Annotated in this window: 23 protein-coding genes; 9 read left to right on the top strand and 14 right to left on the bottom strand. The window is 45.2% G+C overall.

Translation table 11 applies throughout. From position 1 onward, the window contains the following. Positions 1-55 precede the first annotated feature (55 nt). From fghA to FE810_RS11325, 6 genes are all read left to right on the top strand, one after another. The gene (fghA, locus tag FE810_RS11350; protein ID WP_138320170.1) at positions 56-913 is read left to right on the top strand and encodes an S-formylglutathione hydrolase; all 858 of its coding nucleotides are present in this window, start codon (positions 56-58) and stop codon (positions 911-913) included. A 187-nt stretch (positions 914-1,100) separates the two neighbouring features. Then, positions 1,101-2,294: a glycine C-acetyltransferase gene (locus tag FE810_RS11345; RefSeq protein WP_138320169.1), complete on the top strand. Its 1,194-nt coding sequence runs from the start codon at positions 1,101-1,103 to the stop codon at positions 2,292-2,294. A gap of 10 nt (positions 2,295-2,304) precedes the next feature. Next, positions 2,305-3,330 (top strand): L-threonine 3-dehydrogenase, encoded by a 1,026-nt coding sequence (tdh, locus tag FE810_RS11340; protein ID WP_138320168.1) that lies wholly within the window; start codon positions 2,305-2,307, stop codon positions 3,328-3,330. A 156-nt stretch (positions 3,331-3,486) separates the two neighbouring features. Continuing rightward, positions 3,487-3,819 (top strand): thiosulfate sulfurtransferase GlpE, encoded by a 333-nt coding sequence (gene glpE / locus FE810_RS11335; protein WP_138320167.1) that lies wholly within the window; start codon positions 3,487-3,489, stop codon positions 3,817-3,819. A gap of 54 nt (positions 3,820-3,873) precedes the next feature. After that, a complete protein-coding gene (gene glpG / locus FE810_RS11330; RefSeq protein WP_138320166.1) occupies positions 3,874-4,776 on the top strand; it encodes a rhomboid family intramembrane serine protease GlpG in 903 nt (300 codons plus the stop codon). After that, a complete protein-coding gene (locus tag FE810_RS11325; protein ID WP_246037029.1) occupies positions 4,766-5,356 on the top strand; it encodes a chorismate--pyruvate lyase family protein in 591 nt (196 codons plus the stop codon). Before glpG ends, FE810_RS11325 begins: the two co-directional genes overlap by 11 nt. 60 nt (positions 5,357-5,416) lie before the next feature. Here the strand turns inward: FE810_RS11325 and FE810_RS11320 are convergent, their stop codons facing one another. Next, positions 5,417-6,772 carry an MATE family efflux transporter gene (locus FE810_RS11320; RefSeq protein WP_138320165.1) on the bottom strand — a complete coding sequence of 452 codons (1,356 nt, stop codon included), beginning with the start codon at positions 6,770-6,772 and terminating at the stop codon, positions 5,417-5,419. Between the two features lie 206 nt (positions 6,773-6,978). Between FE810_RS11320 and ubiA the strand changes: the two genes are divergently transcribed. Then, a complete protein-coding gene (ubiA, locus tag FE810_RS11315; protein ID WP_281278331.1) occupies positions 6,979-7,851 on the top strand; it encodes a 4-hydroxybenzoate octaprenyltransferase in 873 nt (290 codons plus the stop codon). Positions 7,852-7,884: 33 nt separating this feature from the next. Here the strand turns inward: ubiA and FE810_RS11310 are convergent, their stop codons facing one another. Both FE810_RS11310 and recQ read right to left on the bottom strand, forming a co-directional pair. Beyond that, on the bottom strand, positions 7,885-8,316 hold the full coding sequence (locus tag FE810_RS11310) for a hypothetical protein (protein WP_138320163.1): 432 nt from the start codon (positions 8,314-8,316) through the stop codon (positions 7,885-7,887). A 194-nt stretch (positions 8,317-8,510) separates the two neighbouring features. Then, on the bottom strand, positions 8,511-10,382 hold the full coding sequence (gene recQ, locus FE810_RS11305) for a DNA helicase RecQ (protein WP_370738934.1): 1,872 nt from the start codon (positions 10,380-10,382) through the stop codon (positions 8,511-8,513). A gap of 369 nt (positions 10,383-10,751) precedes the next feature. Here recQ and FE810_RS11300 point away from each other — a divergent pair, with 369 nt between their 5' ends. Further along, positions 10,752-11,207 (top strand): thioesterase family protein, encoded by a 456-nt coding sequence (locus FE810_RS11300; protein ID WP_138320162.1) that lies wholly within the window; start codon positions 10,752-10,754, stop codon positions 11,205-11,207. A 70-nt stretch (positions 11,208-11,277) separates the two neighbouring features. Here FE810_RS11300 and FE810_RS11295 read toward each other — a convergent pair whose 3' ends face one another. Continuing rightward, positions 11,278-11,628, bottom strand: coding sequence for a hypothetical protein (locus FE810_RS11295; RefSeq protein ID WP_138320161.1), 351 nt, complete (start codon positions 11,626-11,628; stop codon positions 11,278-11,280). Between the two features lie 377 nt (positions 11,629-12,005). Between FE810_RS11295 and rarD the strand changes: the two genes are divergently transcribed. Beyond that, positions 12,006-12,914, top strand: coding sequence for an EamA family transporter RarD (gene rarD, locus FE810_RS11290; protein ID WP_138320160.1), 909 nt, complete (start codon positions 12,006-12,008; stop codon positions 12,912-12,914). Between the two features lie 92 nt (positions 12,915-13,006). On the opposite strand, the gene uvrD is transcribed toward rarD, so the two are convergent. From uvrD to dapF, 10 genes are all read right to left on the bottom strand, one after another. After that, the gene (uvrD, locus tag FE810_RS11285; RefSeq protein ID WP_138320159.1) at positions 13,007-15,181 is read right to left on the bottom strand and encodes a DNA helicase II; all 2,175 of its coding nucleotides are present in this window, start codon (positions 15,179-15,181) and stop codon (positions 13,007-13,009) included. A 256-nt stretch (positions 15,182-15,437) separates the two neighbouring features. Next, entirely contained in the window at positions 15,438-15,914 is a 477-nt protein-coding gene (locus FE810_RS11280) for a hypothetical protein (RefSeq protein WP_138320158.1), read from the bottom strand. An 86-nt stretch (positions 15,915-16,000) separates the two neighbouring features. Continuing rightward, the gene (locus tag FE810_RS11275; RefSeq protein ID WP_138320157.1) at positions 16,001-16,603 is read right to left on the bottom strand and encodes a hypothetical protein; all 603 of its coding nucleotides are present in this window, start codon (positions 16,601-16,603) and stop codon (positions 16,001-16,003) included. Between the two features lie 302 nt (positions 16,604-16,905). After that, positions 16,906-18,324 (bottom strand): insulinase family protein, encoded by a 1,419-nt coding sequence (locus FE810_RS11270; protein ID WP_138320156.1) that lies wholly within the window; start codon positions 18,322-18,324, stop codon positions 16,906-16,908. Next, positions 18,321-19,754, bottom strand: coding sequence for a M16 family metallopeptidase (locus tag FE810_RS11265; protein WP_246037028.1), 1,434 nt, complete (start codon positions 19,752-19,754; stop codon positions 18,321-18,323). Before FE810_RS11265 ends, FE810_RS11270 begins: the two co-directional genes overlap by 4 nt. Before the next feature lie 457 nt (positions 19,755-20,211). Beyond that, on the bottom strand, positions 20,212-21,741 hold the full coding sequence (locus FE810_RS11260) for a S10 family peptidase (protein ID WP_138320155.1): 1,530 nt from the start codon (positions 21,739-21,741) through the stop codon (positions 20,212-20,214). A 235-nt stretch (positions 21,742-21,976) separates the two neighbouring features. After that, the gene (locus FE810_RS11255) at positions 21,977-23,935 is read right to left on the bottom strand and encodes an alpha/beta hydrolase family protein (RefSeq protein WP_246037027.1); all 1,959 of its coding nucleotides are present in this window, start codon (positions 23,933-23,935) and stop codon (positions 21,977-21,979) included. Positions 23,936-23,975: 40 nt separating this feature from the next. After that, the gene (locus tag FE810_RS11250; protein ID WP_138320154.1) at positions 23,976-24,689 is read right to left on the bottom strand and encodes an HAD-IA family hydrolase; all 714 of its coding nucleotides are present in this window, start codon (positions 24,687-24,689) and stop codon (positions 23,976-23,978) included. A 2-nt stretch (positions 24,690-24,691) separates the two neighbouring features. Next, on the bottom strand, positions 24,692-25,426 hold the full coding sequence (locus FE810_RS11245) for a DUF484 family protein (RefSeq protein ID WP_138320153.1): 735 nt from the start codon (positions 25,424-25,426) through the stop codon (positions 24,692-24,694). Further along, positions 25,423-26,250 (bottom strand): diaminopimelate epimerase, encoded by an 828-nt coding sequence (dapF, locus tag FE810_RS11240; protein WP_138320214.1) that lies wholly within the window; start codon positions 26,248-26,250, stop codon positions 25,423-25,425. Before dapF ends, FE810_RS11245 begins: the two co-directional genes overlap by 4 nt. Positions 26,251-26,293: the final 43 nt, after the last annotated feature.

Genomic DNA, 26,293 nt, shown 5'->3' with positions numbered 1-26,293 from the left:
AGCTCGTTTGTCAAAACGATCTAATATTAATCACAGATTCACACGAGAACCATTTATGACCACAGCCCTTTGTCGCGTTAGCAGCAATCGTATGTTTTCCGGCAACCACCAAAGGTTTAGCCACCATTCCAATGTCAATCATTGCCAAATGACATTTGCCATTTACCAACCCGCCTTAGCTAGTGAACAAGCGTTGCCTGTGCTCTACTGGTTATCCGGCCTTACCTGTAATGATGAAAATTTTAGTACCAAAGCCGGCGCTCAACGGGTTGCCGATGAATTGGGGATGATTCTGGTGATGCCTGATACCAGCCCCAGGGGTGATGACGTACCAGACGATATCCATGGTGCCTATGATTTTGGCCTCGGCGCAGGTTTTTATGTCAATGCCAGCGCTCCCCAGTACCAAAACCATTATCAAATGTACGACTATGTGACCAAAGAATTACCCGCCATCATTGCAGAAAATTTTAATGTCACGGATAAGAAATCCATTTCTGGTCATTCAATGGGTGGCCATGGCGCGCTGATTTGTGCCATTAAAAATCCAGGAATGTATCAATCGGTAAGTGCATTTGCGCCAATTACCAACCCAATGAATTGTCCATGGGGACAAAAAGCCCTGGCAGGGTATCTTGGTGATAACCAGGAAAGTTGGTGGCAGTGGGATAGCTGTGAATTGATAAATTCACTGGCAAGTGACGACCCTTTTTTGGCGTTACCGTTGAAAGTTACTCAAGGGCTGTCGGATGATTTTTTAAACGAACAGTTAAAGCCACAGGCCCTTATTGAAGCCTGTGAAGGTAAAGGAAAAGTGCTGGATTACACCGCTGCTGAAGGATTTGATCATAGCTACTTTTTTATCAGTACCTTTATTGAAGATCATTTGCGCTTCCATCGTAAATATTTATGAACAATTAAAACACGGGTAAAAGCCAGACCACTGCCTTATTAAAGCAATAACACAAGCAGTTGCAGTACAATAATGTTTTTTAGGCTGAACAGACCGTTATCGGCCTTCAGACCTTTAATTCATTAAGAATAAGCGTACAATATCGGCCAATTTTTTTGGCCGTTCCAACATGTTATCTGAGGCGCATATGGCAGCAAATTTTTTACAACACCTTCAACAACAAATTGACCAGGTTAAAGACGAAGGTCTTTACAAAGCAGAACGCGTTATCACCTCCGCACAGCAGGCCGAAATTGCGGTCAGTAGTGGTGAAGATGTCATTAACTTTTGTGCCAATAATTACCTGGGTCTGGCCAATCACCCGCAATTGATCGCCGCTGCGAAAGCAGGTCTTGATGACCACGGTTTTGGTATGGCATCGGTGCGTTTTATCTGTGGTACTCAGGATATCCATAAAACCTTAGAGCAAAAGCTAAGCGCCTTCTTAGGCATGGAAGATACCATTCTTTATTCCTCCTGTTTCGATGCCAATGCCGGTTTGTTTGAAACTATCCTAGGCCCTGAAGATGCAATTATCTCCGATGCATTAAACCATGCCTCTATCATTGATGGCGTGCGTTTATGTAAAGCCAAGCGTTTTCGTTACGCGAATAACGATATGAAAGAATTGGAAGCGCAATTGATTGCTGCCGATGCCGCAGGCGCTCGCTACAAGTTAATTGCCACTGACGGTGTATTTTCAATGGATGGTGTTATTGCCAACCTAAAAGGCATTTGTGATTTAGCCGATAAATACAATGCTCTGGTGATGGTAGATGATTCCCACGCCGTTGGCTTTGTTGGTGAGGACGGTCGAGGCTCTCATGAATACTGTGATGTTATGAGTCGCGTCGATATCATTACCGGTACGTTAGGTAAGGCCATGGGTGGTGCATCCGGTGGTTATACATCCGGTAAAAAAGAAATTGTTGAATGGTTGCGCCAACGTTCTCGCCCATATTTATTCTCAAACTCATTGGCTCCTGCCATTGTTAGCGCGTCAATCAAGGTGCTAGACATGTTGGCAGATGGTGGTGAACTTCGTCAGACATTAAAATCAAATGCCGCCTATTTTCGTAGCAAAATGGAAGCTGCTGGTTTTACCTGTGCCGGCGCGGATCATGCCATCGTCCCGGTAATGCTGGGCGATGCCAAAGTAGCGTCTGATATGGCCGACCGACTTTTAGCCCAGGGCATTTATGTGATTGGTTTCTCTTTTCCTGTGGTTCCCAAAGGCCAGGCTCGTATTCGCACCCAAATCTCAGCTGCGCATACACAGGCGCAGTTAGATAAAGCAATTGATGCCTTTATCCGTATCGGTAAAGACATGGGCATTATTTAGGTAGATAACGATGAAATCCTTAGCAAAGTTAAAGGCTGAACCTGGCATCTGGATGACAGATTCACCCAAACCGGAAATGGGTCACAATGATCTGTTGATTAAGATTAAAAGAACCGCCATTTGTGGCACCGACATTCATATTTATAATTGGGATGAATGGTCACAAAAAACCATTCCTGTGCCTATGGTGGTTGGCCATGAATACGCCGGTGAAATCATTGATATGGGCCAGGAGGTCCGTGGTTTCAATATTGGTGATCGGGTTTCTGGCGAAGGTCATATCACCTGTGGTCATTGCCGCAACTGTCGTGCCGGTCGTCGCCACTTATGCAATAACACCTTTGGTGTTGGTGTGGATCGCACCGGAAGCTTTGCCGAATATCTGGTCATTCCCGCATACAACGCGTTTAAATTACCCGATGAAATCAGCGATGATTTAGCGGCAATTTTTGACCCATTCGGCAATGCCGTGCATACCGCGTTATCATTTGATTTAGTCGGTGAAGATGTATTGATAACTGGCGCAGGCCCCATTGGCATTATGGCTGCAGCGGTTGCTAAGCACGTCGGTGCTCGCCACGTCGTAATCACGGATATCAACGAATACCGATTAGATCTCGCCCGCAAAATGGGGGCAACTCGAGCGGTTAATGTCAGTAAAGAAAACCTCAAAGATGTCATGGACGAGCTGGGCATGACCGAAGGTTTTGACGTCGGTATGGAAATGTCCGGGGTTCCAGTCGCATTTAGCGATATGCTAGAGAATATGAACAATGGTGGTAAAATTGCCATGCTGGGCATTCCGGGACAAGACATGGCTATTGACTGGAGCAAAGTGATATTTAAAGGCTTAACCATTAAAGGCATTTATGGCCGAGAAATGTTTGAGACCTGGTATAAAATGGCCTCACTGATCCAATCGGGTTTGGATTTATCTCCGATTATTACCCACCATTTTCCCATTGATGATTTCCAGCAGGGCTTCGATGCCATGCTCTCGGGAAATTCAGGAAAAGTGATATTAAACTGGGATTAGGCGATCAACAATTCTTACCGTTGAGACTAAGCACGTCAGATTGATACAAAATCGTAAACGCCATGGTTATATTTTCGTGACCATGGCGCTTCCTGCCTTTAACTTCTCCACCAGGATTGCTAACATCCTGTTATCTAATGCGACAGAGATTTTTCCGTGCAAAATAATGAAGTAACCTTTAAGCATATTAATGCCCAGCAAGTGGCCGAAGGCCTGGCTAACAAAAACTATGTGATCGTTGATATTCGTGATGCGAACTCTTTTAATAGCAGCCATATCCCCGGAGCTGTGCATCTTACCAATGACAATTTGACTGATTTTCTCCATCAGGCAGACTATGATGTACCTACTGTCGTATGTTGTTATCATGGAATTTCTTCGCAACAGGCGGCGCAATTTCTGATCAGCCAGGATTTTACCGACGTCTATTCTCTCGACGGCGGTTTTGAGCAATGGGGATTACTCCATCCCGATAAAATTGAGCGATAAAGTTGAGCGACAAAGTTGAACGATAAATAATAAACACTAAATCGAGCGCAAAACATGAATGAACTGGTTCCTCTGGTAAAAGTTAAGCAGTCCGGTATGGCAAAAATCTTTGTCCGCTATCTGCAAAATCAGGGAATCGAAGCCGACAGCCGGCCAGTTTCGAGTGATTCTGAGGCCAACGAGCCGTTCCCACATGTGATCTATTGCGATCCCGACAAGTTAGAATTGGCAAAATCGGAATTTTCCGAATTTGTGAGAAACCCGCACCAAAACAAATTTCAACAGTCCGCTTGGCAAAGTGGCTCAAGCCTGAACATTCAATCGGGGCAAAAGCTTTCCAAAGAAATCGCAACCAACCTTAAAGCCAAGGCCGGTTGGTTTACCCTCTCGATCTTTGCTCTGTGCTGGGTCGTGTATTTCATTTCGTTAATTGCCTTTGAGCCGGCGTTTAGTGCATTGAAATTCAATCAACTCGGGGACATTAGTCAAACCATGGATGAACCCTGGCGCTGGCTGACTCCGGCAATTTTTCATTTCTCATTTTTACATATTGCCTTTAACACCTTGTGGTGGTGGCAACTGGGCGGACAAATTGAACAGAACCTGGGGGTTGGCCGAATTGCTTTGTTATTTATTGGCTCGGCACTGTTATCCAATACCGCGCAGTTTTACGTTGCCGGCCCCAATTTTGGTGGCCTTTCCGGTGTTGTCTACGCGACGGTAGGTTTTGTCTGGTGGTTTGGTTATCTAAACCCGGGTCATAAAATTCATTTAGAAAAGCCTATTATTGGCTTTTTACTGTTTTGGCTGGTGTTAGGCTTTACCGACTTTATGCCGATAAATGTAGCAAACACCGCGCATTTAGTCGGGTTGTTGTCGGGTATCGCCTACGCCTTTATGGTGCATTTCAGTCAAAAAAGTCAAAGTAACAGCAGTCGAAGTGACAGTGAACTCTAATCTAGAAAAATTAAAACAGCAGTTTCCCATTGGCCTCGATGTAAATTGGGTTGATGCTTCCTTAGCCCCTAAGCAATCCGTGCTCAGCGACTGGCTATTAGATCCAACCTCACTAACCGCCCGGTTAAAACGCCACTGCAACGATTTTCGAGTTCTGTTGTTAGGTCAGGCATTACAAGCTTGCCCTGCCCATGAGGCCATCAAAGGCGAACGTGCTACGATGGGTATCTGCGAAGGTGAGAAAGTGCTGGTGCGTGAAGTATTACTCTATTGTGATGATCAACCGGTGGTTTATGCCCGTTCATTGTTACCCTCAAGCTCGTTAACCGGGGATCAAAAGACGTTAGCCGAACTTGGTGAGCAACCTTTAGGTCAGGTGTTGTTTAACAACCCAAAACTCACCCGAAAAGTGCTTCAGGTGGCCGAAATCGCTCCGTCTCAACGGGTCTGTGAGCTAGCAAAAATGGCTAATCTTGAAGTGACGCACTCCTTGTGGGGCCGCCGCTCATTGTTTCATATCGAAGAAAAACCTTTGATGGTGGCTGAGGTCTTTCTTCCCGGCGCGCTGGCGTATCAATAAGAGAAATCAAGGGGTCAGAGTTGTTGAAACACTATCAACAACTCTGACCCCTTGATCTAGTTAGGTGGTGGCGAGGTTATTTAACCACTTCTTCGATGCAACCCGCCAGCTGAATAATACCAGTTTGCAAATTTCTTCAGAGTAAGACACCACAACAACCCAAAACAAGGGTAGCTGGAAATAAAACGCCGCAAGCATTGTCAGCGGAATACTGATTATCCACATCCCCGTCGTGTCGATGTATAGGCACGCTTTGGTCTCTCCACCGGCACGAAGTACCCCCATCGCCATTGTCATATTGGTAATTTTAAGGCTACCACCAAGGGCGATAATTAGAAAAATGTCGCTCGCTAAATCTAGCGTCGAAGACGGCAAATCGGCAAAAGGAATAAATACCCAGCTTTTGATCCCATACAGCAACCCGCCAGCAATCACTGCCACCACCGGCGCTAACAGCGAAAAAGTCCGCGCGATTGACCAGGCTTCGTCAAACTTATCGGCGCCAAGGCGCTGACCAACCATAATGGCACAGGCGGATGCGAAACCAAAAAACAACGAGATAAACATCCCTTCAACCGGGGCTAATATGCTCATCACCGCTAATTCCTGAGTACCAATTCTGCCATAGATCAATTGATACACTAAGGTGCCAAGCGACCACACCCCAAAGCTGAACATCATTGGCCATACCAAGGCTACCAATTTCCGCCAGGCTTGGGTGTCATTTAAACTGGCGAAATCGTGTCTTGAGGGCTTAACCGGATGGCGCATCGCAACCAGAAACCAAACCAAGATTATCAGATGCAGTAATCTGGACACAGTTGTGGCAATGGCCGCGCCATCAACCCCAAGTGGCTCAATACCTAAGCCACCATTGATCAGCCAATAATTCAAAATAACGTTCAGGCCAATCGCAATGGAGCTTAATACCATTGGCAGCTTGACCTGATTGAGACTACGAAGGGCGTTTTCAATCACCATAATGCCGGCAACAAATAATAAGCTTGGCATGGTGATCCAAAGATAGCTTTCACCTAAAGCTATCACTTGGTTATCGGTACTTCCCAATTCAATCAATTGATCGGCATAGGCAAAATTAAGCAAAACGACTGGGATTAGGGCAAACACAGTGACACAGACGCCCATCAATATCGCTCGACGGACTTTCATCATATTGCCTGCACCAAAATACTGAGAGGCTAAAATCCCCACCGCCCAAGCGCCGCCATTGACTAATACCAAAACCACAAACTGAATTCGATTACCAAGACCTACAGCAGCGACGGCAGCATCCCCTAAATGACTGACCATCATGACATCAATCATCCCTAGCATGGTCACCAGAGTTTGTTGCAGGGATATTGGCCAGGCAAGTTTGATACTAGCTCTCACCGATTGCATATTTAAAATGGACATGCCTTGCTAATTAACCTCTGTTGGCATTCTGAATCGTTGTACAATTTTCAGGATAACGATGATTTTTCAGGTGTTTCAAAAAAAAATGGCTGTTAGAATAACACTCGTTCATCGGGCAAATGGCTTGAGCCAGCATTGTTGATTTTGCGGGCAAGTATATCAGCAAGCATAGCAACCCACAGCTAATAAACAGAGAATATTGCAACGTGATAACAAACTGGTTTGGTTCTTTTCAGGGCATAAAACAAATAACTCGCATGGACAAACCCATTGGTACGTATCTGTTGATGTGGCCAACATTGTGGGCGCTCTGGGTCGCCGCCGAAGAATTTCCTGGCTGGCATTACCTGTTGGTGTTTACCGTCGGAGTTTTTGTGATGCGCAGTGCTGGTTGCGTGATAAACGATTACGCCGATCGCCATCTTGATGGTAAAGTGAAGCGCACGAGCCAGCGGCCTTTAGTCTCCGGTTTAATGAGCGAAAAGCAGGCCAAAAATCTATTTTTATTACTGATAAGCATTGCGTTTTGTCTGGTTCTCACCCTCTCCTGGCAGACGATTGCTTTGTCTAGTGTGGCCCTGTTATTAGCCAGTAGTTATCCCTTTATGAAACGATATACCCATTTACCACAAGTGGTACTTGGTGCTGCATTCAGCTGGGGCATGATCATGGCATTTATGGAGATTCGCGGTTCTGTACCGGTAGAAGCCTGGTTATTGTTTGCCGCGAATCTGATTTGGACCGTCGCCTATGACACTATGTACGCGATGGTCGATAGAGACGACGATGTGAAAATCGGAGTGAAATCGACTGCGGTGCTATTCGGTCGCTTCGACAAACTCATAATTGCGATAATGCAGTTACTTGTCTTAATGCTATTGATTTGGGTTGGTCAGAGACTGCAATTCAATCTGTTCTATTACCTGTCGGTTGCATTTACCGCCGCGTCATTTATTCATCAACAGCAATTGATCAAAACTCGCGAACGCGACAAGTGTTTTCGTGCTTTTTTAGATAATCATCATGGCTTATTGTTTATGCTGATTGGGATTGTATTGCAGTATCATGAGTTTTATTAATCAGGACCTTGAATTAGGTAACACCTGTAAACTCTATTCATAGGCCGATTCATAGCCACCCGGAAGATCCGGAACTGCCTCAAACCCTGTAGAAAATAATTGTGCATAAACATCAATATAATAGCTATCGTACCGTGCTTTGAATTTGTGTATCGATTCTTTCACTAAGGCACCTTGCTGGATCAGTTTAATTTCGTGCTCACCTTTTTTCACTTCGACAACTAAATACTCACCAATTTTTAATTCCCCGACACTCGCCCCGTCTATGTGAATTGTCATCACTCCAGAGCTATTGGGACCCGATAAAATTTTATTGGAACTATTAAAGAAAACCACTTGTGACTTATTGTGGCTATCGTTGTCAGGTTGGTAATGATAATTACGAAGGCCAATCAATGGCTTCGATGGCGTCGTGCTACAAGCGGATAACGCTAAGATGAATACAAGTGAGAAAAATACTTTCATTGTTTTACTGCCCCGATAAACCTTATCTGTTGCTCGCTACCTGATGACAGATAGAAGGCCGCAACAATCGATGGAAACTGTAAAACTATCGCATAGAAAACATAGAGTTAGCAACCCACTCTAGCAATAAACAGAGCCGTATTGAATGTACTGATGCCTGTACCCCCTCTGATATTCGCAAGGGAGATTAACTTCTAGCCGGCTTCTTTAATGACGTCCATAAACGCCTTGCCGTAGCGATTTAACTTGGTATCACCGACACCCGAGATACATAAAAACTCAGAGCTATTGGTGGGTTTCAAGCGAGCCATTTCCATTAATGAGGCATCATTAAATACGATAAACGGGGCGATATCTTCTTGATCAGCCAATACCTTGCGCAGTTCACGCAATTGGCGAAACAACCCTTTGTCATACTGATTCTTCGGTTTGTTTTGCTGCCAGTAACTGGCATGTTGTAAGCGCGGACGAGCCAACATTAATGTTTCTTTGGCAGTTAATACCGGCCTTGATGCTTCCGTTAACTGCAACGCAGATTGTTGCTCGATATCCTGTTGCAGAAGGCCCAAATGAATGAGTTGGCGAATCACGGAAAACCAGTAGCCACGGGTTTTATCCTGACCAATTCCAAATGTGCTTACGGTTTCATGGCCACCTTGTTTCAATCGTTCAGTATCGCGGCCACGTAAAACATCGATAACATAATGAATATCACCCACCTGGCCTATTCGATACACACAAGATAGAACCTTCTGGGCATCGGTCGTGGCTTCGTATCGGCTCGGAGGGTCGAGACAAATGTCACAGTTACCACAACCGGCATGGGTATATTCAGCAAAATAGTTTAACAATACCTGACGACGACAGGTTTGCGCTTCGGCAAATCCGGCCATGGCGCTAAAGCGTTGTAATTCAACCGCAGATCGCTGTTCATTATCCCCGTCACTAATGCGTTTTTTAATTCGATCAATATCCTGATGATCGTATAACAATAACGCTTCCGCTTCTAAACCGTCACGACCCGCACGACCCGTTTCCTGATAATAAGATTCTAAGGAGCGAGGCAATTCATAATGCACCACAAAACGAATATTCGGTTTATTGATCCCTAACCCAAAGGCGATGGTGGCGACAACAATGCGAATATTATCTTTGGTAAATCCATCCTGAATAATACTGCGCATATCGTTTTCCATACCCGCATGATACGCCGCACAATTAATGCCTTTTTCCGCCAATTCCTTAGTGAGCTTATCGACCTGCCAACGGGAATTACAATAGATAATGCCGCTATCTTCGCTATTCTCACGCAGGTAATCTAATAGTTGCCGTTGGCCATTATATTTTTCGGTCAGGGTATAGCGAATATTGGGACGGTCGAAGCTATCGAGTAAAACGAACGGATTTTGTAGATTCAACTGCTGCAAAATATCTTTGCGGGTGGTGACATCTGCCGTTGCGGTTAACGCCATGATTGGCGTGTAAGGGAAATACTCTTTCAATTTTCCTAGCTGTGTATACGATGGACGAAAATCATGACCCCATTGAGATATACAATGGGCTTCATCAATCGCAAAAAAGCTAATCTGCATCTGGGTTAAACTTTGCAGGAAATAATGCGATAACAAGCGCTCAGGCGCGACATAAAGGATCCGCACTTCACCACGACCGACGCGCTGCATGGTTTCGTTAATGTCTGCAGTATTCATGCTACCATTCACATAGGCAGCGCTGATCCCCTGCCGTAATAAACCATCAACCTGATCTTTCATCAATGCAATTAATGGTGATACCACCACAGTCAGCCCTGGCATTAGCGTTGCGGGCAATTGGTAGCACAAAGATTTACCACCGCCGGTCGGCATCAAAACCAGACAATCACGCTGAGCCATTAACTGCTCAATCACCTGTTTTTGGCCTGAACGGAATTGCTCATAGCCAAAGATATGCTTAAGTGAATGTAGGAGATCTGGTGTTTTCTGGGCTGAATTTACGGTGGTCAAATTGAAATTACTGGCTTCTTTTTTGTCCATTTTACCCCAGAGCGGCGCTATCTCGGTAGACATTTATCGGGAAATCTTTAAGCTATTGAAATTACATAACTCTGAAACGGTACTAGCGCACTGTTTCTGTTGGCGAGGTAGACTGCGCCGAGATAGAAAACCTAGCCGTCGACAAGTTTTCGGCTGACAGCTGACGCGGTTATGGCCATGGACGGTCGGTATGCCGAAAATGCACTAATACATGGATGTATGTAGGTAGAATAACGCAGGAGCAGTTATCGAGGAGCAATTTTCGGTGACAACAAGAGCTTTAGGTTTTTGATTAACGGTGCTGTTGCACCATTTTTGTTGTCGAGGTCCGTTAAAATGGACTTTAATTAACCTGACCGCTCTGAAATGAGTCAGGATTCTCATCATTCAAAAGGTTTCTTAATGGAAAAGACCCAAGTACTGGAACAAGTAACTCAGCTATGGAACGCCCATATTCCGTTTAATCAGCTGCTGGGGTTTACAATCACCAGGATGGATCCTCAGGAGTCAGAGATTCAATTTCAATGGAAACACGATCTGATGGGAAATCCGGTCCAGAAAATTTTGCACGGAGGGGTGATCGCATCGGTTTTAGATATGGTTGGCGGTGTTGTCGCCGCAGCGAATATTATCGAAAATCTGCCAGAGCTCAATGACACGATAATCCATGAGAAACTAACACGGATGAGTACCATTGATTTACGCACCGATTTTTTGCGTCCTGGGAGAGGCGAGCGATTTATTGCTACCGCCAGAATCATTCGCAAAGGCAGTAAAGTTGCAGTAGCTCGTATGGAGTTACATAACCAAAAAGGTACACACATTGCATTTGGTACCGGTACCTATATAGTCGGTTAATCGTGTTAACAGACTTGCAGATTCCCTGTACTGGGAGTCGCTCCTGGTTACTCGGTGAGTTTGCCTGAAATCAAGAGTCGAGAACTTCGACCGGACCATGATCGTCACAATGGCCATTGTGCACATGATGCAAGCGCCCATTAACCAAATAGTCAATATGATCACCGTGAGGTACGGCTTCATGTCCACAATCAGGACCATGCACATGACCTGATTCACAGCCGCAATCCATCGGATGGCAACCATCCGGGTTTTGCTCACTTACTTCGATGTTATGTTCGTCATAATGGTCGCCATGAGGGCAATGTAGATGACCATCGTGGATGTAATCAACGTGATCGCCATGTTTTATCGCTGTGTGGCCACAGCCTTTGCCATGTTGATGAGAATGCTCGATGTGGGGATGATTGCACTGTGCCATAAAACCTCCGGCGCGAAGGGACTAGATAAAAAGAAAATCATTGCTCAAATTTAAGCCTAGTTAGCATTGAATTAATTGCAAGAGTAAGAAACAGCGCTCTTTATATACATTCAGGCTCTATGCTAAAATCCGGAATCGTCTTGCTCGCTCACAATACCAATCACATTAAATTATTGCTCACTCAGTGAGAATTTAAAGGCTTTTAGACAAGGCTTTGATTGCAGAGAATGGTTATGCCATGATCACAAAATCGGTCAAAATCAGTAACGCAAGATAAACGCCTTTAAAACTCACCCGTAGGGAGTTTACCAGAGGCCCATTTACGGCCCTAACTCTGAGTTGTGCACAAACTTAATGTAATTGGTGTAACCCTATTCATGTCAGAACAAAATCAAACAAAATCCGGCATTATTAATGCCATCTGTGCTTATACCATTTGGGGTCTGGCACCGATTTATTTCAAATTACTGCAACAAGTTTCCGCGACCGAAATTTTAATGCACCGAGTGGTTTGGTCTTTTTTGCTGTTGGTGGCCATTATTTTCGCCATGGGCAACTGGTCAACCGTACGGGCAGTTTTAAAGCAACCCAAAACGGTTGCCTGGCTTGGCCTCACGGCCGTGGTACTAGCGATAAACTGGCTGATATTTATCTGGGCCGTCAACAACGATCATATCCTGGAAGCCAGTTTAGGGTATTACATCAACCCTTTGTTTAATGTCGCTTTGGGAATGATATTTCTCGGGGAAAGGCTGTCTAAATGGCAAGGCATCGCGGTATTGCTGGCTTTTACCGGTGTGGCGATTCAGTTGATTAGCTTAGGCACAATTCCATACATTGCCCTTGCTCTGGCAGCATCTTTTGGTATTTACGGGCTACTGCGAAAAAAATTAATGGTCGATTCGGTATCCGGATTATTCATCGAGTCAGCCTGGCTGATGCCTGCGGCCATGATTTACTGGGCATTTTTCCTCAATACATCAACCAGTAATCTGTTAGGTAATGAAATGCAACTCAATGGGCTACTGATAGCCGCCGGATTGGTGACTACTGCACCACTGTTGTTTTTTACCGGTGCGGCAAAACGTTTGACGTTAGCAACGCTGGGCTTCTTCCAATATATCGGACCAAGCATTATGTTTGTCATTGCCATCACTGTGTTTCACGAACCATTGGTTTTTGAAAAGCTGATAACATTCGCATGTATCTGGACAGCATTGGTTATCTATAGTCTTGATTCATATAGAAAACATCGTGCCAATAAAAAAAAGCCTCGAACAATCTAGTGTTAGATAACGTGAAATAGCTCAAGTTACTTTGTTAGCATTCAATAAAAATAGGGAGCGACGCCCCCTATTTTTGAATACTGCAAGGCCCTCTAAACCGCCTCAAGATTGGCATAGGCGACAACTAACCACTTACTACCATGCTCGATAAAATTAACCTGCACCCGAGATTGAGCACCGCTGCCTTCAAAATTTAATACGGTGCCTTCACCAAATTTACTATGACGTACCTGCTGACCTAATTTAAACCCAGTATCGGCAAAAGTATCTAGTGAAATAGTATTGGCGAAACGCCCAGTCGTTTTCGGTTTTACCGCCTGATTTTTCATGCGAATTTCATCGAGGTATTGATCCGGAATTTCTTTTAAGAATCGACTTGGACGATGGTACTTTTCCTGACCATACAAACGACGAGATTCCGCATGGCATAAGTAAAGTTTTTCCATTGCCCGAGTCATGCCGACGTAACATAAACGCCGTTCTTCTTCCAAGCGAGAAATATCATCACCAGATTGCTGTGAAGGAAACATACCTTCTTCCACGCCAACCATAAATACCAGAGGAAACTCCAAACCTTTGGCCGAATGCAAGGTCATTAGTTGCACCGCCGCTTCGTATTCATCCGCTTGAGATTCCCCCGCCTCTAGCGATGCATGGGTCAAAAACGCCGTTAATGACGTCATTTCTTCTTCCACTTCCGGATCCACTTCAAACGTCTGACAGGCGGTGACTAATTCATTTAAGTTTTCAATACGTGCTGCTGCGCGTTCACCTTTTTCCGCCTGATACATAGCTTTTAAACCGGAGTGCTGAATCACGTGATTGGCCTGCTGGTCCAGGTTCAGATTCAAAGTGTCGTCTTCAAGCTGGTTAACCAAATCGATAAAAATTTTGATCGCTTTTGCCGGTCGCGCCGATAATTGCTCGCCTTCGATCATCCGCAAACAAGCTTCCCACAAGGTAGAGCCATGACTACGGGCGGCATCACGTACTAACGATAAGGTCTGATTACCAATACCCCTCGCTGGTGTATTAATGATCCGTTCAAACGAGGCATCGTCATTACGGTTATTCATGATCCGCAAATAGGCTAATGCATCTTTGATTTCCTGACGTTCGAAGAAACGCAGGCCGCCATAAATTCGATAGGGCAGTTGCGCCTGCAGTAGCGCTTCCTCGAGTAAACGGGATTGGGCATTCGAGCGATAAAGAATTGCCACATCATCAAGACTATTGCCGTCATCAAGCCATTGCTTAATACGGCCACTAACAAAGCGGGATTCATCTAAATCATTAAACGCCGTGTACACCGAAATGGTTTCACCGTCGGCATCTTTGGTCCACAGCTCTTTCCCCAAACGATTGCTATTATTACCAATCAACGCATTGGCAGCGTTAAGGATATTGCCAGTGGAACGATAGTTTTGCTCGAGACGTATGGTTTGTGCGCCATCAAAATCTTTTAAAAAACGCTGAATATTTTCAATTTTTGCGCCACGCCAGCCATAGATTGACTGATCATCATCACCAACAATCATGACATTGCCATGCTCTCGGCCGAGCAAGTTTAACCAGGCATATTGAATGGCATTGGTGTCTTGAAATTCGTCAACCAAAATGCGCGAAAAACGACGTTGATAGTGTTCCAGAAGCACTGGGTTATTGAGCCATAATTCATGAGCTCTCAGTAGCAGCTCAGCAAAATCGACCAGACCGGCGCGGTCACAGGTCTCCTGATACAGCTGATATATTTTCTTAAAGGTTTGTTCGGTTGGGTCAAATTGGGCATCAATGTGTTTAGGGCGTAAGCCTTCATCTTTTTTCCCATTGATGTACCACATCGCCTGTTTAGCAGGCCACTTTTTTTCATCCAATTGCATGGTACGAATAACCCGTTTCAATAAACGCAATTGATCGTCGGAGTCGAGCACCTGAAAGCTTTGCGGCAGTTTGGCTTCCTGAAAATGCATACGCAATAATCGATGCGCCAGGCCATGGAATGTACCGATCCACATGCCATGAATGTTACTGCCTACGGCCTCTTCTACACGGGCACGCATTTCCGCCGCCGCTTTATTGGTAAAGGTAACCGCCAGAATGCTGTGCGGCGAGACATTTTCAACTCGCATCAACCAGGCGATTCTGTGGACAAGGACTCGGGTTTTACCACTTCCTGCGCCCGCCAATACCAGCATATTTTGCGCCGGAGCCGCCACCGCTTCCCGTTGTTTATCGTTTAACGAATCAAGTAATTCAGATACATCCATAATGAAATTTTTGTGCCTAATAGCTGGTTAATGTTCACGTCGCGAAATATGCTCGGACAGTGATGGCGAATGAATGTGTGACAGTATACCAGTATTTTTTATACTGTATATAAGTACAGAGTTGAGAGTTTTAATAAAGCCCACAGGATAGAGACTCCTAAGACAGCTTTAAAACATTTGCGAAATCGGCAAACCAATTGATTCACGAATCTCGCGCATGTATTGACAGTTTAGTTAAACACCGAGTTGTGTTTAACTAAACTGCATCATCGGAACTAAAGTAACTTTTCTTTGCCCTTTTACAGTTCTGAATAAGAGCTGAAGCTTCTTTTGGGTCAATCTCCTCAAGCATATGTTGAGACAGAGCGTAAGTCATATATTCCGAACTAAATTCAAAATAATAGTCAATATTTGGCAACAGTTTTTTGGCAATGACCAGTTTAGGATAATTGCTTGGCTCAGCAGGAAACTGGCCACTAATTTGTATCTCGTGTATTCCTGGTTCCAACAATATCGAATAATAAGTATCGTATGGAAGGTATCCTCTTTTTTCACCATCTATCCAAAAAGCTGGTCCAGAAAAGTGTTTGGTTTCAGGTGTTTCACAACCATAGAATATGTAAACACCTGCTTGCCCACTTGCTAAATCTAGCTTTTCAAATTGAGTCCATCCGCCATTGTGAGCACAACTTTGAAGCAGAAAAAGTAATAATATAGGTAATGAGATTCTCAAAATGCTGTTCCTTATTTTTCTTTTAATTTGATAATGAGATTTCAGAAAACTACCGTCTAGCGAAGTTTTCTCGAAAAGCGAAATGGTTAATTGTATTCGGGCTTCCCGTCTTTAAGTTCAAGGTTGTCTATCAAATCACTATTTTCCGAAAGGGGCGCATAAAAAATAACAGGGTTTTCATCATTAGCTTCTTGAGCAAGATTTCCCATCAAACCTCCTATCACACCAAACCCACCATTGTGCGCATATGTTTTTCCCCTTGGCGGGCGAGTTACAAAGAAAAGTTGTGGTTTTTTATTGGAGTACTTCTTGGGAATCCACAAACCTCCTTCTCCTCCAGCAAAATGGCTCTGTTTTCTCCACCTCTCATGATATGAAGGAATAGATCCATTTCGCCTATACTGGCGAGCATATTCCTCCTTTAACATAATAACGCTATCTCCCTGCCCCATAAAAAACAGCCCTTCCTCATCCTCTGCGACTAACATGTAAACCCCAGCTCGAAGCCCTTGCACCCAGTCTGTATCAAAGCCTCCTTTAATATCATATGTATATTCACTGTCTAGCATGAAATAGGATTCATAGGATGGTTTAGCCAAATCCTTAAGCCCGGTAGCGCATCCCAAAGATAAAAAAGATATAAAGAACACAAAGAAAAATTTACTCAGTTTGTTGATTGAAATCGGCACCTAGAACTCCTTTTAATTTTTTTAATAGCCAAGTACTCGGATAGATTTTACACATATCGTCGTACTAAGAGTCAAGTTACTTTCTTGGTTGGTTTCTGTCTTATTCACAATGTAATCTCTCAAAAAATAACAATATTTTGATGATCGGACCGCCATGACGTCTTTTGTTTATCGTTGAGGCATCGAGAAATTCTGAAACGTTCTTCGCTAAATTTATTGCCTACAAGTTAATTAATGCTTGTATCACTTGTTCTTAATAAACGGAATAAATATTAAGTAATGATATGGCAAGCGTCATTAACTCAAGGACTAACTTCGCGTACCGGCCAATCTGGCAGCTTCTCCTGCAGATCCTGCAGAATTATCGAGCGATCACCGCGTAGGACGATCACCGGTTTACGGGAAAACAGTGCCGAGGCTTGGCCTTGCAAGCTGCCAGGACTTTGCGCAGCCAACCATTGGCTAAGGGGAATGTGAGATTTGAGAAGATCCTGCACGTAGGTCCTGTGAGCGGAGTCAGCCGAGGCATAACGCAACCGCTCCTGACTTTGCAGATATTGCCGCAAAGCGTCGAATTCGGCTTGGGGCATGGGCGAATTCTGAGCCAACGCTAAGTGATCCAACACACCTTTGACGAAGGCGCCGGTATGCTCGATGCCTGTATTGCCGGAAAATTTCAGAGTTGTAGACAGTGGATTGTCGATGCAGTCACCGTAAACCCCGTAGGTTAGGCCTCGAACCACCCGAAGATCATGAAACAGACGACCACTAAAACCTCTTCCGAGCCAGCTGGCAAGACTGCGGCAAGTTTCCGAAGTTGATGCTTCATCCTGCAATAACCGGTAGCCGATCCGTACCTGGGTTTGAACAGCGCCGGGAGCGTCGATTAACAAAATTTCCCCGCCCTTGGATTCGGGCTGGCTCAGAGCTAGGCTCGGGTCTTGGGGTTGCAGTTTCCGTGGTCTTGGCAACCACGACATTGCATCTGTCAGCAACTGCGCCTCTTCCGCCCCGCCATAGCTGATCAGTAACCACTGACTGTCGGCCACCAGATCTGCCAAAAGCTGAGCCACGCCAGCTTGATCCAGCTTCTTAATAAGCTTTGGATCCTCTTGGCTGGTCAGATAAGGGTGACTCTCTCCCAACACTGTCCTGGCCCAAACCCGCTCAATCTCACTACCATTGACAGCCTCGAGCTGACGTTTCACGCCTTGCTGGCGCTGCACCTCGCGAAGATCCAATCGGGAATACCCCTCGGCCTGCAAAAATCCCTGCAAACTAGTGATAATCTTTTGCGGGGAAACCGTGATCGGGCAATTCATGTGCAGTTCCAAACTATGCCGACTTGTGCGGCCCCCGATGCCAGCGCTACAAGGCAGCGAATCGTCTGTCCGCAAGGCCAACAAGCGCAGCTGAAATAGTCCTCGCAATAACGCTGCCTCTTTCAAGGGCTTATCAGGGCTAAGCCCTACCAGAACCCATTGCTGCCTGCCATCATTGTTTGGTGCAAAGCGGTGCCATGGATGTCCTGAGTTAAGCACTGTGATTTCAGGGGTCGGCACTTGGGTTTGAGCCAGGGGCGCCACCCGAGGTAATTGATGGGGCCGAAACTCGGGCAGGATCGGAGCCTGAGCTTCGGTAAAATTCATCATGGTGTGTTGGCAACCACCGAGCACCAGACTCAGCGTGGCCAGTAACGGGATAATAAGGCAGATCTTCACAGTAACTTTTCCTCCAGACTATCGGCCCAGGAGTCAGGCAACCATTCAAGAACATGCTTACCCCAACGCTTATACCAGGGTGGCAGTAAATCCAGCCGCACAGTGCCCGCCTTAAAGTAGTCTTGGGCAACTCGCTGAACTTGCTCGGGCGTTACTTCCTTAATACGAGCCCAGGGACCAGTCAATGGTGTCAATGTGTCCTGATTGGAGGTGGCCGACATAGTGACGGCCAGAGCCTGGGGATCATTCAGAAGGCTGAGTTGCTCGTTCAGCCAGTTGTTCTTGAGCCGATTAAGCTGCGTCTCGCTCATTGGTGTTTGCGCCAGGTCGTCTATCAACACTTTTACGTTATTTGCCAGACGATCCAATGAGGCTCGAGCGCGTGGCACCAATGCTAAAGCGGTCACACCATGCAACTCCAGACGAAGAGGGTATGAAATAACCATTAACTGGTCGGGGTCAGACAGCCGTGTCTGCTTTATCAGGCTAGCAGAGTCTTGCACCAGATAACGTTCCAATAAAGCAATAGCTGCTGCATCTTTGTGGTTGCTGGGTACCGTATGCCAGCCGAGCAATAGCACTGGCCAGGGACCGCGAGTATCGGTAACTGAACCATGATGATCGCCCCGTTCGATGGTAAGGGGTTGATTGTCTCTAATCGGCGCTGGCGTCGTGTTTTGCCAGAAAGCAAACTCTCGCTCCACCCAAGTTAAGGTATCGCTGTGCAACGCGCCCACCAGGCTTAGTTGCATGGTTTCAGGCCGGTAGTGCTGGCGATGAAATTGGACTAGGTTTTTCGGGGTGGCGGCAAGAAGATCTTCTCGTACACCTATCACTGGGTGACCATAAGAGGTTCCCGCCACTAGTGTAAGCAGGTGTTCCATGGCGGGGCGCGCATAAGGTTGCATGTCGACAGACTGAGCCATCTCCTGCAACACAGTGTCGATTTCGCTGTTAACACTTGCCGCAGTTAGCACAGGTCGCTGGAAGCGGTCTGCTTCCAGCACCAGGCCCAGTTCAAGTGCTTCTGCTGGCAGGGTCAGGAAATAGTTGGTGTAATCAAACCAGGTGGTGGCGTTAAAACGCCCCGCGTAGGCGCCGATGGTTTGCAAATAGGTTTCACCCGGTGCCTGCTCACTGCCCTTAAACAACATATGTTCGAATAAGTGCGCATAGCCGCGCTCGTTCGAACCTTCGTCCCGTGAACCCACGGCGAACTGGCTGGCGATAGAAACACTCTGACTGTCTGGCAGCGGCAAAAGGCGCAACTGCAGGCCATTGTTCAAAGTCTGATACTGAATTCTTGATTCCCATTGGTACAGAGGCTCTGCCATCTGCGCTAAAGATGTCGCGGTATGCTCTTGCGCCGACAAGGTTCCAAACATGGATAGCGCCACAGCAAATAGCGATCCTTTGCTAACTAAGCTCACATTACTCTCCTATTAAACCGGCTCAATCGATTCTGTTTTTAGTTAACCTAAGAGTCAATGGTACGGCAGCAACAGCGGTGAAAAGCAAGGTGCGTGGTGACAAATTAACACTGATATTCATTGCAATTCCTTTTATTTGCCCGTGAAAATCCCCGCAAAGAAGCGCTCCATGTTACTTACTAATAAAAACAAATTAAAGCACTAAAAAACAGTCATTTATGGCAATTGATATCCTCATCGAGTTCGCTGTCGTTAACAAGTTTGTTATTTTCAATGGCGCCTGCATTAAAAACAAAAAACGGTGCCGAAGCACCGTTAATCAAAATCGAGTTCATAGATAAACTACAAGCCCATGTTGTCAGTGACGTCAGTCTGTCAGCTAAAATGCGACAGCGAGAGCATTTATCCACCGACGAAGTCTGTCTCTCAAAAATCTGACAACAAGAAGATTTGGTCGCTAGTACTTCGCTGCTTCATCAGCCGCAGGAATCGACTTCAGGATAAATTCCCGCAGGTCATCATTAGACAACTTTAAATCTTCATGGCGAAGGTACATCATATGGCCGGAACGATAACCTTTAAAACTTAAGCGGTCGCGCATTTTACCGCTTGGGTCCAGTTGCCACATATTGTACTTACCATCGAAGTAATTGGTGGCGCCGTCGTAGTATCCGCTCTGGATCATCACATTCAGGTACGGGTTTTGAGCCATCGCTAAACGCAGGTTTTCACCGGCATTATTGTTGTTGCGATCCCACGGGTGGACTGGCCCAAACATGTTGTATTTGACATCGGTTTTATAGTTCAGCTCTTCACTGTAATAGTAATTAATCGCTGGGGTAAATGAGTGCAACCAGGATGTTAGCTCTGGCCAGTAATCCGGACGAGAACCCGTTTCCTTTTTATCAAACCCTAAATAGCGAGAATCAAGACGACCAACGGTTTGACCACGATCATTGAGCACCATTTTCCAAAAATAGCTCGGTTCGATATCGAGATTGTTTTTTAACACCTGTTGTTTGTTTAACCCGGAAAAGTACGCCACTTTTTCAGCAACCGCAGTGCGTTTTTCTTCACTTAAAAATGCTCCCTGAGCCAGTGCCGGTAAATACTCATTAATGGCGTAATCTTCGGCAAGGTCGAGCACTTCCATTAAATCCATTGCCTGCAGTTCATCACTTAACGCTTTGTGATACCAGGCAGTAGCGGCAAAGTATGGCAAACGGTTCGCGGCTTTAACCGGACCTTCACGCTCAATACCGATATCCGTTGGCGACACTAACACCACACCATTTAAGTACATCCATTGTTGATTTTGTAGCGCCAATGAAAGGGCGGATACACGCGTTGTGCCGTAGCTTTCACCTATGAGGTATTTCGGAGAGCGCCAGCGTTCATGACGAGTGACAAACGTATTTAACCATTCCGCCAGATACTTCACATCGGCGTTGACGCCAAAAAACATTTTTTGCTGCTTGTCTTTGCTCGGAAACTTCCCGTCTTTGTCTTTGAGCATACGGGAATAGCCCGTATTGATTGGGTTAACAAAAACGATATCGGCAACATCTAGTACCGAATAAGGATTTGTTTTTACACCATAGGGCTGTAGCGGATAGCCTTCATCATCAATATGAATCACTTTAGGTCCGGTATAAGCAATATGCATCCAAACCGATGCAGAGCCCGGGCCGCCATTAAAAGAAATTAACAACGGACGGGCACCAGCATTCTTCACATCACTGCGCTGATAATAGGTGTAGTGAATGGCAGCAATTTCTTCATCCTCTTCATTCCAAAGCGGTTGAGTACCTGTGGTTGCCGTATATTTAACCCGCTCACCATTTATTTTCGTTTCATGTTTACTGACCACATGATGATCGGCCTGTTGCGCTCTTGGCAAAGTAGAACTGGATTTAGAAGAAATTGCCATCGCCGATGTCGTAAACGACAAACTAACAATGGTGACAATTAATGAGGATAATCGCATAAGTGTTTTATTTTATATTTGTGAAAACTTAACCCTAAGTTTAATCACGAATGGTGTTTTAATACCAGCGTTCACCGATAAACGCCCGAAATATGGGGATAACCTGCTAAGAAGATGAAAAAGCTCTGATAAGAGATTCCTGTCAGAGCTTGGTATCATGGAAATAGCTGCTAATTGTTTGCACCACCTAACCAGCATGAATATCACCATTCTGACTCAGTGTAATGTGTTTTGTTTATTTACCAGCCCCTTGTTCGGATGCTGATGCCGACAAGTGAGAGGCAAGGAAACGCTCAATTGCGGTGAAAGCTTTTAAACGATTTTCAGCGTTGCTTAAGTAGTGATCCCCACCATCGAGTGTAATAAGCTCAACACTTTTACCTTCATCTTCAAGCTCATTAAACATGTCTGCAGAATGCTGATATGGAACACTAACATCGCGCTTGCCGTGTATTAACAGTACGGGCACATCGATTGCGCTAGCGTACTTTAACGGTGAAATGTCCCACAATTGCTCAAAATCATTGCCTATTTGCTTTAAAGCCACTTCATAATTAGTAAAGTGCTGCCTATGTTGTACCAAAGCTTTGACATCCATTACCCCGGCAAAACTTACCGCGCATTGATATAACTCGGGTGACTTAATTGTTCCCATCAAAGATGCATAACCGCCGTAACTCGCTCCTAAAATACAGATGCGTTTCGGATCGGTAACACCTTGTTCAATCAGCCACAGCGCGCCATCTTCGACATCATCCTGCATCGCTTGCCCCCAACCAGCTATACCTTTTGACATAAAGTCAAAGCCATAACCAGAAGAGCCGCGAAAGTCCATTTGCAAAACGGCATAGCCGCGGTTGGCTAAAAACTGGCTCCAATAATCAAAACCTGCGGTTTCACGGCTTATCGGCCCTCCGTGAGGGAATATAATGGTGGGTAAATTTTCACCTTTACTCCCTTGGGGCAAGGTAAGATAACCGACAATTGTCAATCCATCTCGTGCCTGATAGGAAATTTTTTCACGCTTCACCAATACCATTGGATCTAACTGATTGTAACGAGCAGCGATGACTTCCATCGTCTTGGCTTTACGATCACCCAGATAGTAAACACCGGGCTCAACATCACTGCTCGATAGGACAACATATCGGCTCGCGCCTGAATTAAAGTCGATAATGTAATTACGAAACGAAGGCAACGCGTTATCCAGCGATTGCTTTAAAGTCGCAAAGCTTTGATCCCAGTATATATTGCCAATACCAACAACCCGTCCAGATTCTAAATCGCGACGTAATTGCCCGCCAACATCCTGATCAGGATTGGAAAACACCAACTCTTTCTTCAGCAATGGATCGTTTAAGTCGACCTTAAAGATAGCTTTTTTATCTTCATGATAGGCTCTAACGTACAAGACATTAGAGTCTTCATCAAAGCCCAGTGGCCATACGGAATTAGCGCTTAGCGCCTGATAGGACCATAAAACCCGTAAACCATCTCTGTTAGGGTGCTGCTCAAGAATTTCATAATTGGAACCATCCTGACGTATTGCAATTCGAATATTGTGCTGTTGATCGGTCAGCCATTGATAGACTCCCTCTTTGGCACCCTGTGCCACTTTGAATTTTCCAACCCCACGACCTCGCAGCTTAATTCTATATACGGATGGCTCTGCGCTCGCACGCATACCCGCTAGTTGCAGCAAGATGTAATCTTTTTCATCGGGCAAATAGTCAATCACCTGCGATTGAAGCTGAGGTATATATCTTAATTTTTCGTATAAGGCTCGGGGGATCACATTATTAGATTTCCCTGTAACTACATTTAATTGCAGTAAACGAGTTTCGGTTGCTTGAACTGTGCCGTAACGCTTCGGAAATTTTGCCGAAACAAGCAAGGTTTCATCATTCGCCCAATTTAAATCAATGAGTACAAACTTTGAGTTATCGGTAAATAGATGATGACTCTCCTCACCGGTATCCACATTAAATACATTGACAATTGAGCCGGTATATTTACCTTCAACTTTGACAATGGAAGCAACATATTTACCGGAAGGGGATAGATCCACGCTACTGACATCAGGTTTACTTGCAAAAGCTTCCACGGGAAGTACGGTTGCGTGGCTAGTAAGTGAGGTGATAAATAGACTTAAAACAATTAACGCTCGTTGTGCCACTTTGTACATGGATATCATGCTCCCTCCTTGGGGTTATTATTTTTATAGGCGCATTCAATCAAATAAAATATCGTAATTGCTCGACATGATCCAGATGCATGGTAGGTAAAACCTGCAGCGGTTTTTTGGTAATAGCGAAGCTTTCGTTGTGCACCCAGGCGGTCTGGCAACCTGAACGCATCGCTCCGAAAATATCCGCATGGGTGCAATCGCCAACATGGAGCAACTGTTGTGGCGCAATATCCAAATAGTCACAGGCTTGCATAAACATATCGCTTTGAGGCTTTTGCAAATTACCATTACCCGCAAAATACGTTTGCTTAAAGCAATGGCGAATGCCGATATCATCAACACTCACATTACCGTTTGAAATTGCCACAATTGGAAACTTTTGCGCTAACTGCTCTAACACTTCAATAACCGGTTTTGCCACCTGAAGGTTATTTCTGTGTCGTAAAAAAAATGCAAAGGCATGTTGCGCTTTTTGTTGGGCTTCCTTTTTTGAAAAGCCAAGTTTTGCAAGGCCAAGGGTGAGAGCAGCCAGCCTTAAAGCGGTAACATCATGGCTTAGATGAGGCTCCTTTTGCAGGCAGTCATTACGCTGCTGCCACCAAAAGTCATTAGCAAGTTGCTGGGTTTTGGGCACCAGAGTTTGCAAGTGCTCGCGAAGGGCCCGCTCAGCGCGGGTGATCACCGGATGATTGTCGTATAGGGTATCATCGAGATCAAAACTCAATGCTTTGAAAGGTTGTAATCGTCGGTAAAATCGCACAGTTAGTCACTGGAGTTAAATTTGGTCATAACAAGTTTAGCAACTAAGTGCCGAAATTGTTCCAACAGTAAGGTATCGATACCGGGGTAAAAATGTTCGACATCTTTGGCGTAGAAAGCAATAAAGCCAATATCCTGATCTTGATGCTGCAACCGAACCAGACAACTGGAGCCAGAGGCCTCATCGGGGAATAACAACGACTGTTGCGCTGCGGTCAGTCGACCAAAGTAATAATTATCATCACCAAATTGGTCTGAATATTGAAGCGGTTGAATATCATCGATTAAAATTTGATGGCTCAACTCTGTGTTTGCGGTATTCGTCCGGTTTTGGGAGCTGCAATGCTTGCTGATTTGAGACTTGTATAACACCAGACGCACATCGCTCAATTCAAGCAAACGCTTTGTGGTTTCCTGCAGGTAGTCGCAAAATCCAGCAAAAGTATCGGCGCCGATTAAGTTCAGATATAAATCGTTAAAGATGGTGAGCAAGCGATCATTTTGATTGGCGACAGTTAATAACTGGGTAATTTCTTCTTCCAGCAATTGTACCTTTTGACGCAATAACTGCTGCTGACGTTCTACCAGTGAAATCGTGCCGCGACGATTATCCTGCAATTGCAGCGACGTTAGTAACTGAGGGTGTCGAGCGAAAAAATCCTGATCAGATTGCAGAAATTCCAAGACTAATTCATCGTCAAGTTGAGAGATATCAAATTCTGTCGGGGTCAGGCTCATATCGACAAGGTTCCATCAAAAACATGTTTAGCCGGGCCAGTCATTTTTACCGGATGACCTGGTCCTTTCCAATAAATTTTAAGCTTGCCGCCGGGCAATTCAACGGTGACATTATTCGCCAGTTTATCCTGAATAATACCCACCACTACTGCTGCACACGCGCCGCTTCCACAGGCTAAAGTTTCAGCTGCACCGCGTTCATAAACTCTTAACTTTATGTATTTTGGTGATTGAATTTCCATAAAGCCAACGTTGGCATGCTCAGGAAAACGTTCATGCAATGACAGCTCTTTTCCGAGGGTATTGACCGGTGCATCCGCAACCGAATCCACTTCCAAAACGCAATGGGGATTGCCCATGGACACCGCACCACAAAAGACCGTTTGTTCATCGGTACGAAGAATATAGGTGCCTTCCTGCTTTTGTGCGGTAAATGGAATTTTCGCCGGTTCTAAATTCGGAATCGGCATCGACACTGTGACCAGACCGTCGCGCTCAACGTGCAACGTCATTTTACCAGAGGCCGTTGATACTTTTATTTTGTTTTTATTGGTCAATCCTTTCATGCGAACGAAACGCGCAAAACAACGTGCGCCGTTACCACATTGATTCACTTCGCTGCCATCGGCATTAAATATCCGATAATGAAAATCTAAATCTGGATCATAGGGAGGTTCAACAATTAACAACTGATCAAACCCGATACCAAAGTTACGATCCGCAAATTGGCGTATTTGGTCGTTGGAAAGAAATACATTCTGGGTAACATTATCTAAGACCATAAAGTCATTGCCCAGGCCATGCATTTTGGAAAAATTCACCATAGTTTGCTTATTGTGTTTCAACTCGCCAATTCCTTCATAGTAG

The sequence above is a fragment of the Thalassotalea litorea genome, assembly GCF_005843925.1.
In the GTDB taxonomy this organism is placed as follows: domain Bacteria; phylum Pseudomonadota; class Gammaproteobacteria; order Enterobacterales; family Alteromonadaceae; genus Thalassotalea_A; species Thalassotalea_A litorea_A.
Note: the sequence above shows the minus strand (reverse complement) of the source record. Positions and strands in the feature narration are given on the sequence as shown.

Excerpts from the sequence above, each read along its gene's own strand:
- FE810_RS11345 (WP_138320169.1), top strand. The coding sequence starts at position 1,101 with ATGGCAGCAAATTTTTTACAACACCTTCAACAACAAATTGACCAGGTT.
- recQ (WP_370738934.1), bottom strand. The coding sequence starts at position 10,382 with ATGTCTACCGAGATAGCGCCGCTCTGGGGTAAAATGGACAAAAAAGAA.
- FE810_RS11255 (WP_246037027.1), bottom strand. The coding sequence starts at position 23,935 with ATGATATCCATGTACAAAGTGGCACAACGAGCGTTAATTGTTTTAAGT.
- dapF (WP_138320214.1), bottom strand. The coding sequence starts at position 26,250 with ATGGTGAATTTTTCCAAAATGCATGGCCTGGGCAATGACTTTATGGTC.
- FE810_RS11310 (WP_138320163.1), bottom strand. The coding sequence starts at position 8,316 with ATGAAAGTATTTTTCTCACTTGTATTCATCTTAGCGTTATCCGCTTGT.
- FE810_RS11295 (WP_138320161.1), bottom strand. The coding sequence starts at position 11,628 with ATGGCACAGTGCAATCATCCCCACATCGAGCATTCTCATCAACATGGC.
- FE810_RS11245 (WP_138320153.1), bottom strand. The coding sequence starts at position 25,426 with ATGAGCCTGACCCCGACAGAATTTGATATCTCTCAACTTGACGATGAA.
- tdh (WP_138320168.1), top strand. The coding sequence starts at position 2,305 with ATGAAATCCTTAGCAAAGTTAAAGGCTGAACCTGGCATCTGGATGACA.
- rarD (WP_138320160.1), top strand. The coding sequence starts at position 12,006 with ATGTCAGAACAAAATCAAACAAAATCCGGCATTATTAATGCCATCTGT.
- FE810_RS11260 (WP_138320155.1), bottom strand. The coding sequence starts at position 21,741 with ATGCGATTATCCTCATTAATTGTCACCATTGTTAGTTTGTCGTTTACG.
- fghA (WP_138320170.1), top strand. The coding sequence starts at position 56 with ATGACCACAGCCCTTTGTCGCGTTAGCAGCAATCGTATGTTTTCCGGC.
- FE810_RS11300 (WP_138320162.1), top strand. The coding sequence starts at position 10,752 with ATGGAAAAGACCCAAGTACTGGAACAAGTAACTCAGCTATGGAACGCC.
- uvrD (WP_138320159.1), bottom strand. The coding sequence starts at position 15,181 with ATGGATGTATCTGAATTACTTGATTCGTTAAACGATAAACAACGGGAA.
- glpG (WP_138320166.1), top strand. The coding sequence starts at position 3,874 with ATGAATGAACTGGTTCCTCTGGTAAAAGTTAAGCAGTCCGGTATGGCA.
- FE810_RS11320 (WP_138320165.1), bottom strand. The coding sequence starts at position 6,772 with ATGTCCATTTTAAATATGCAATCGGTGAGAGCTAGTATCAAACTTGCC.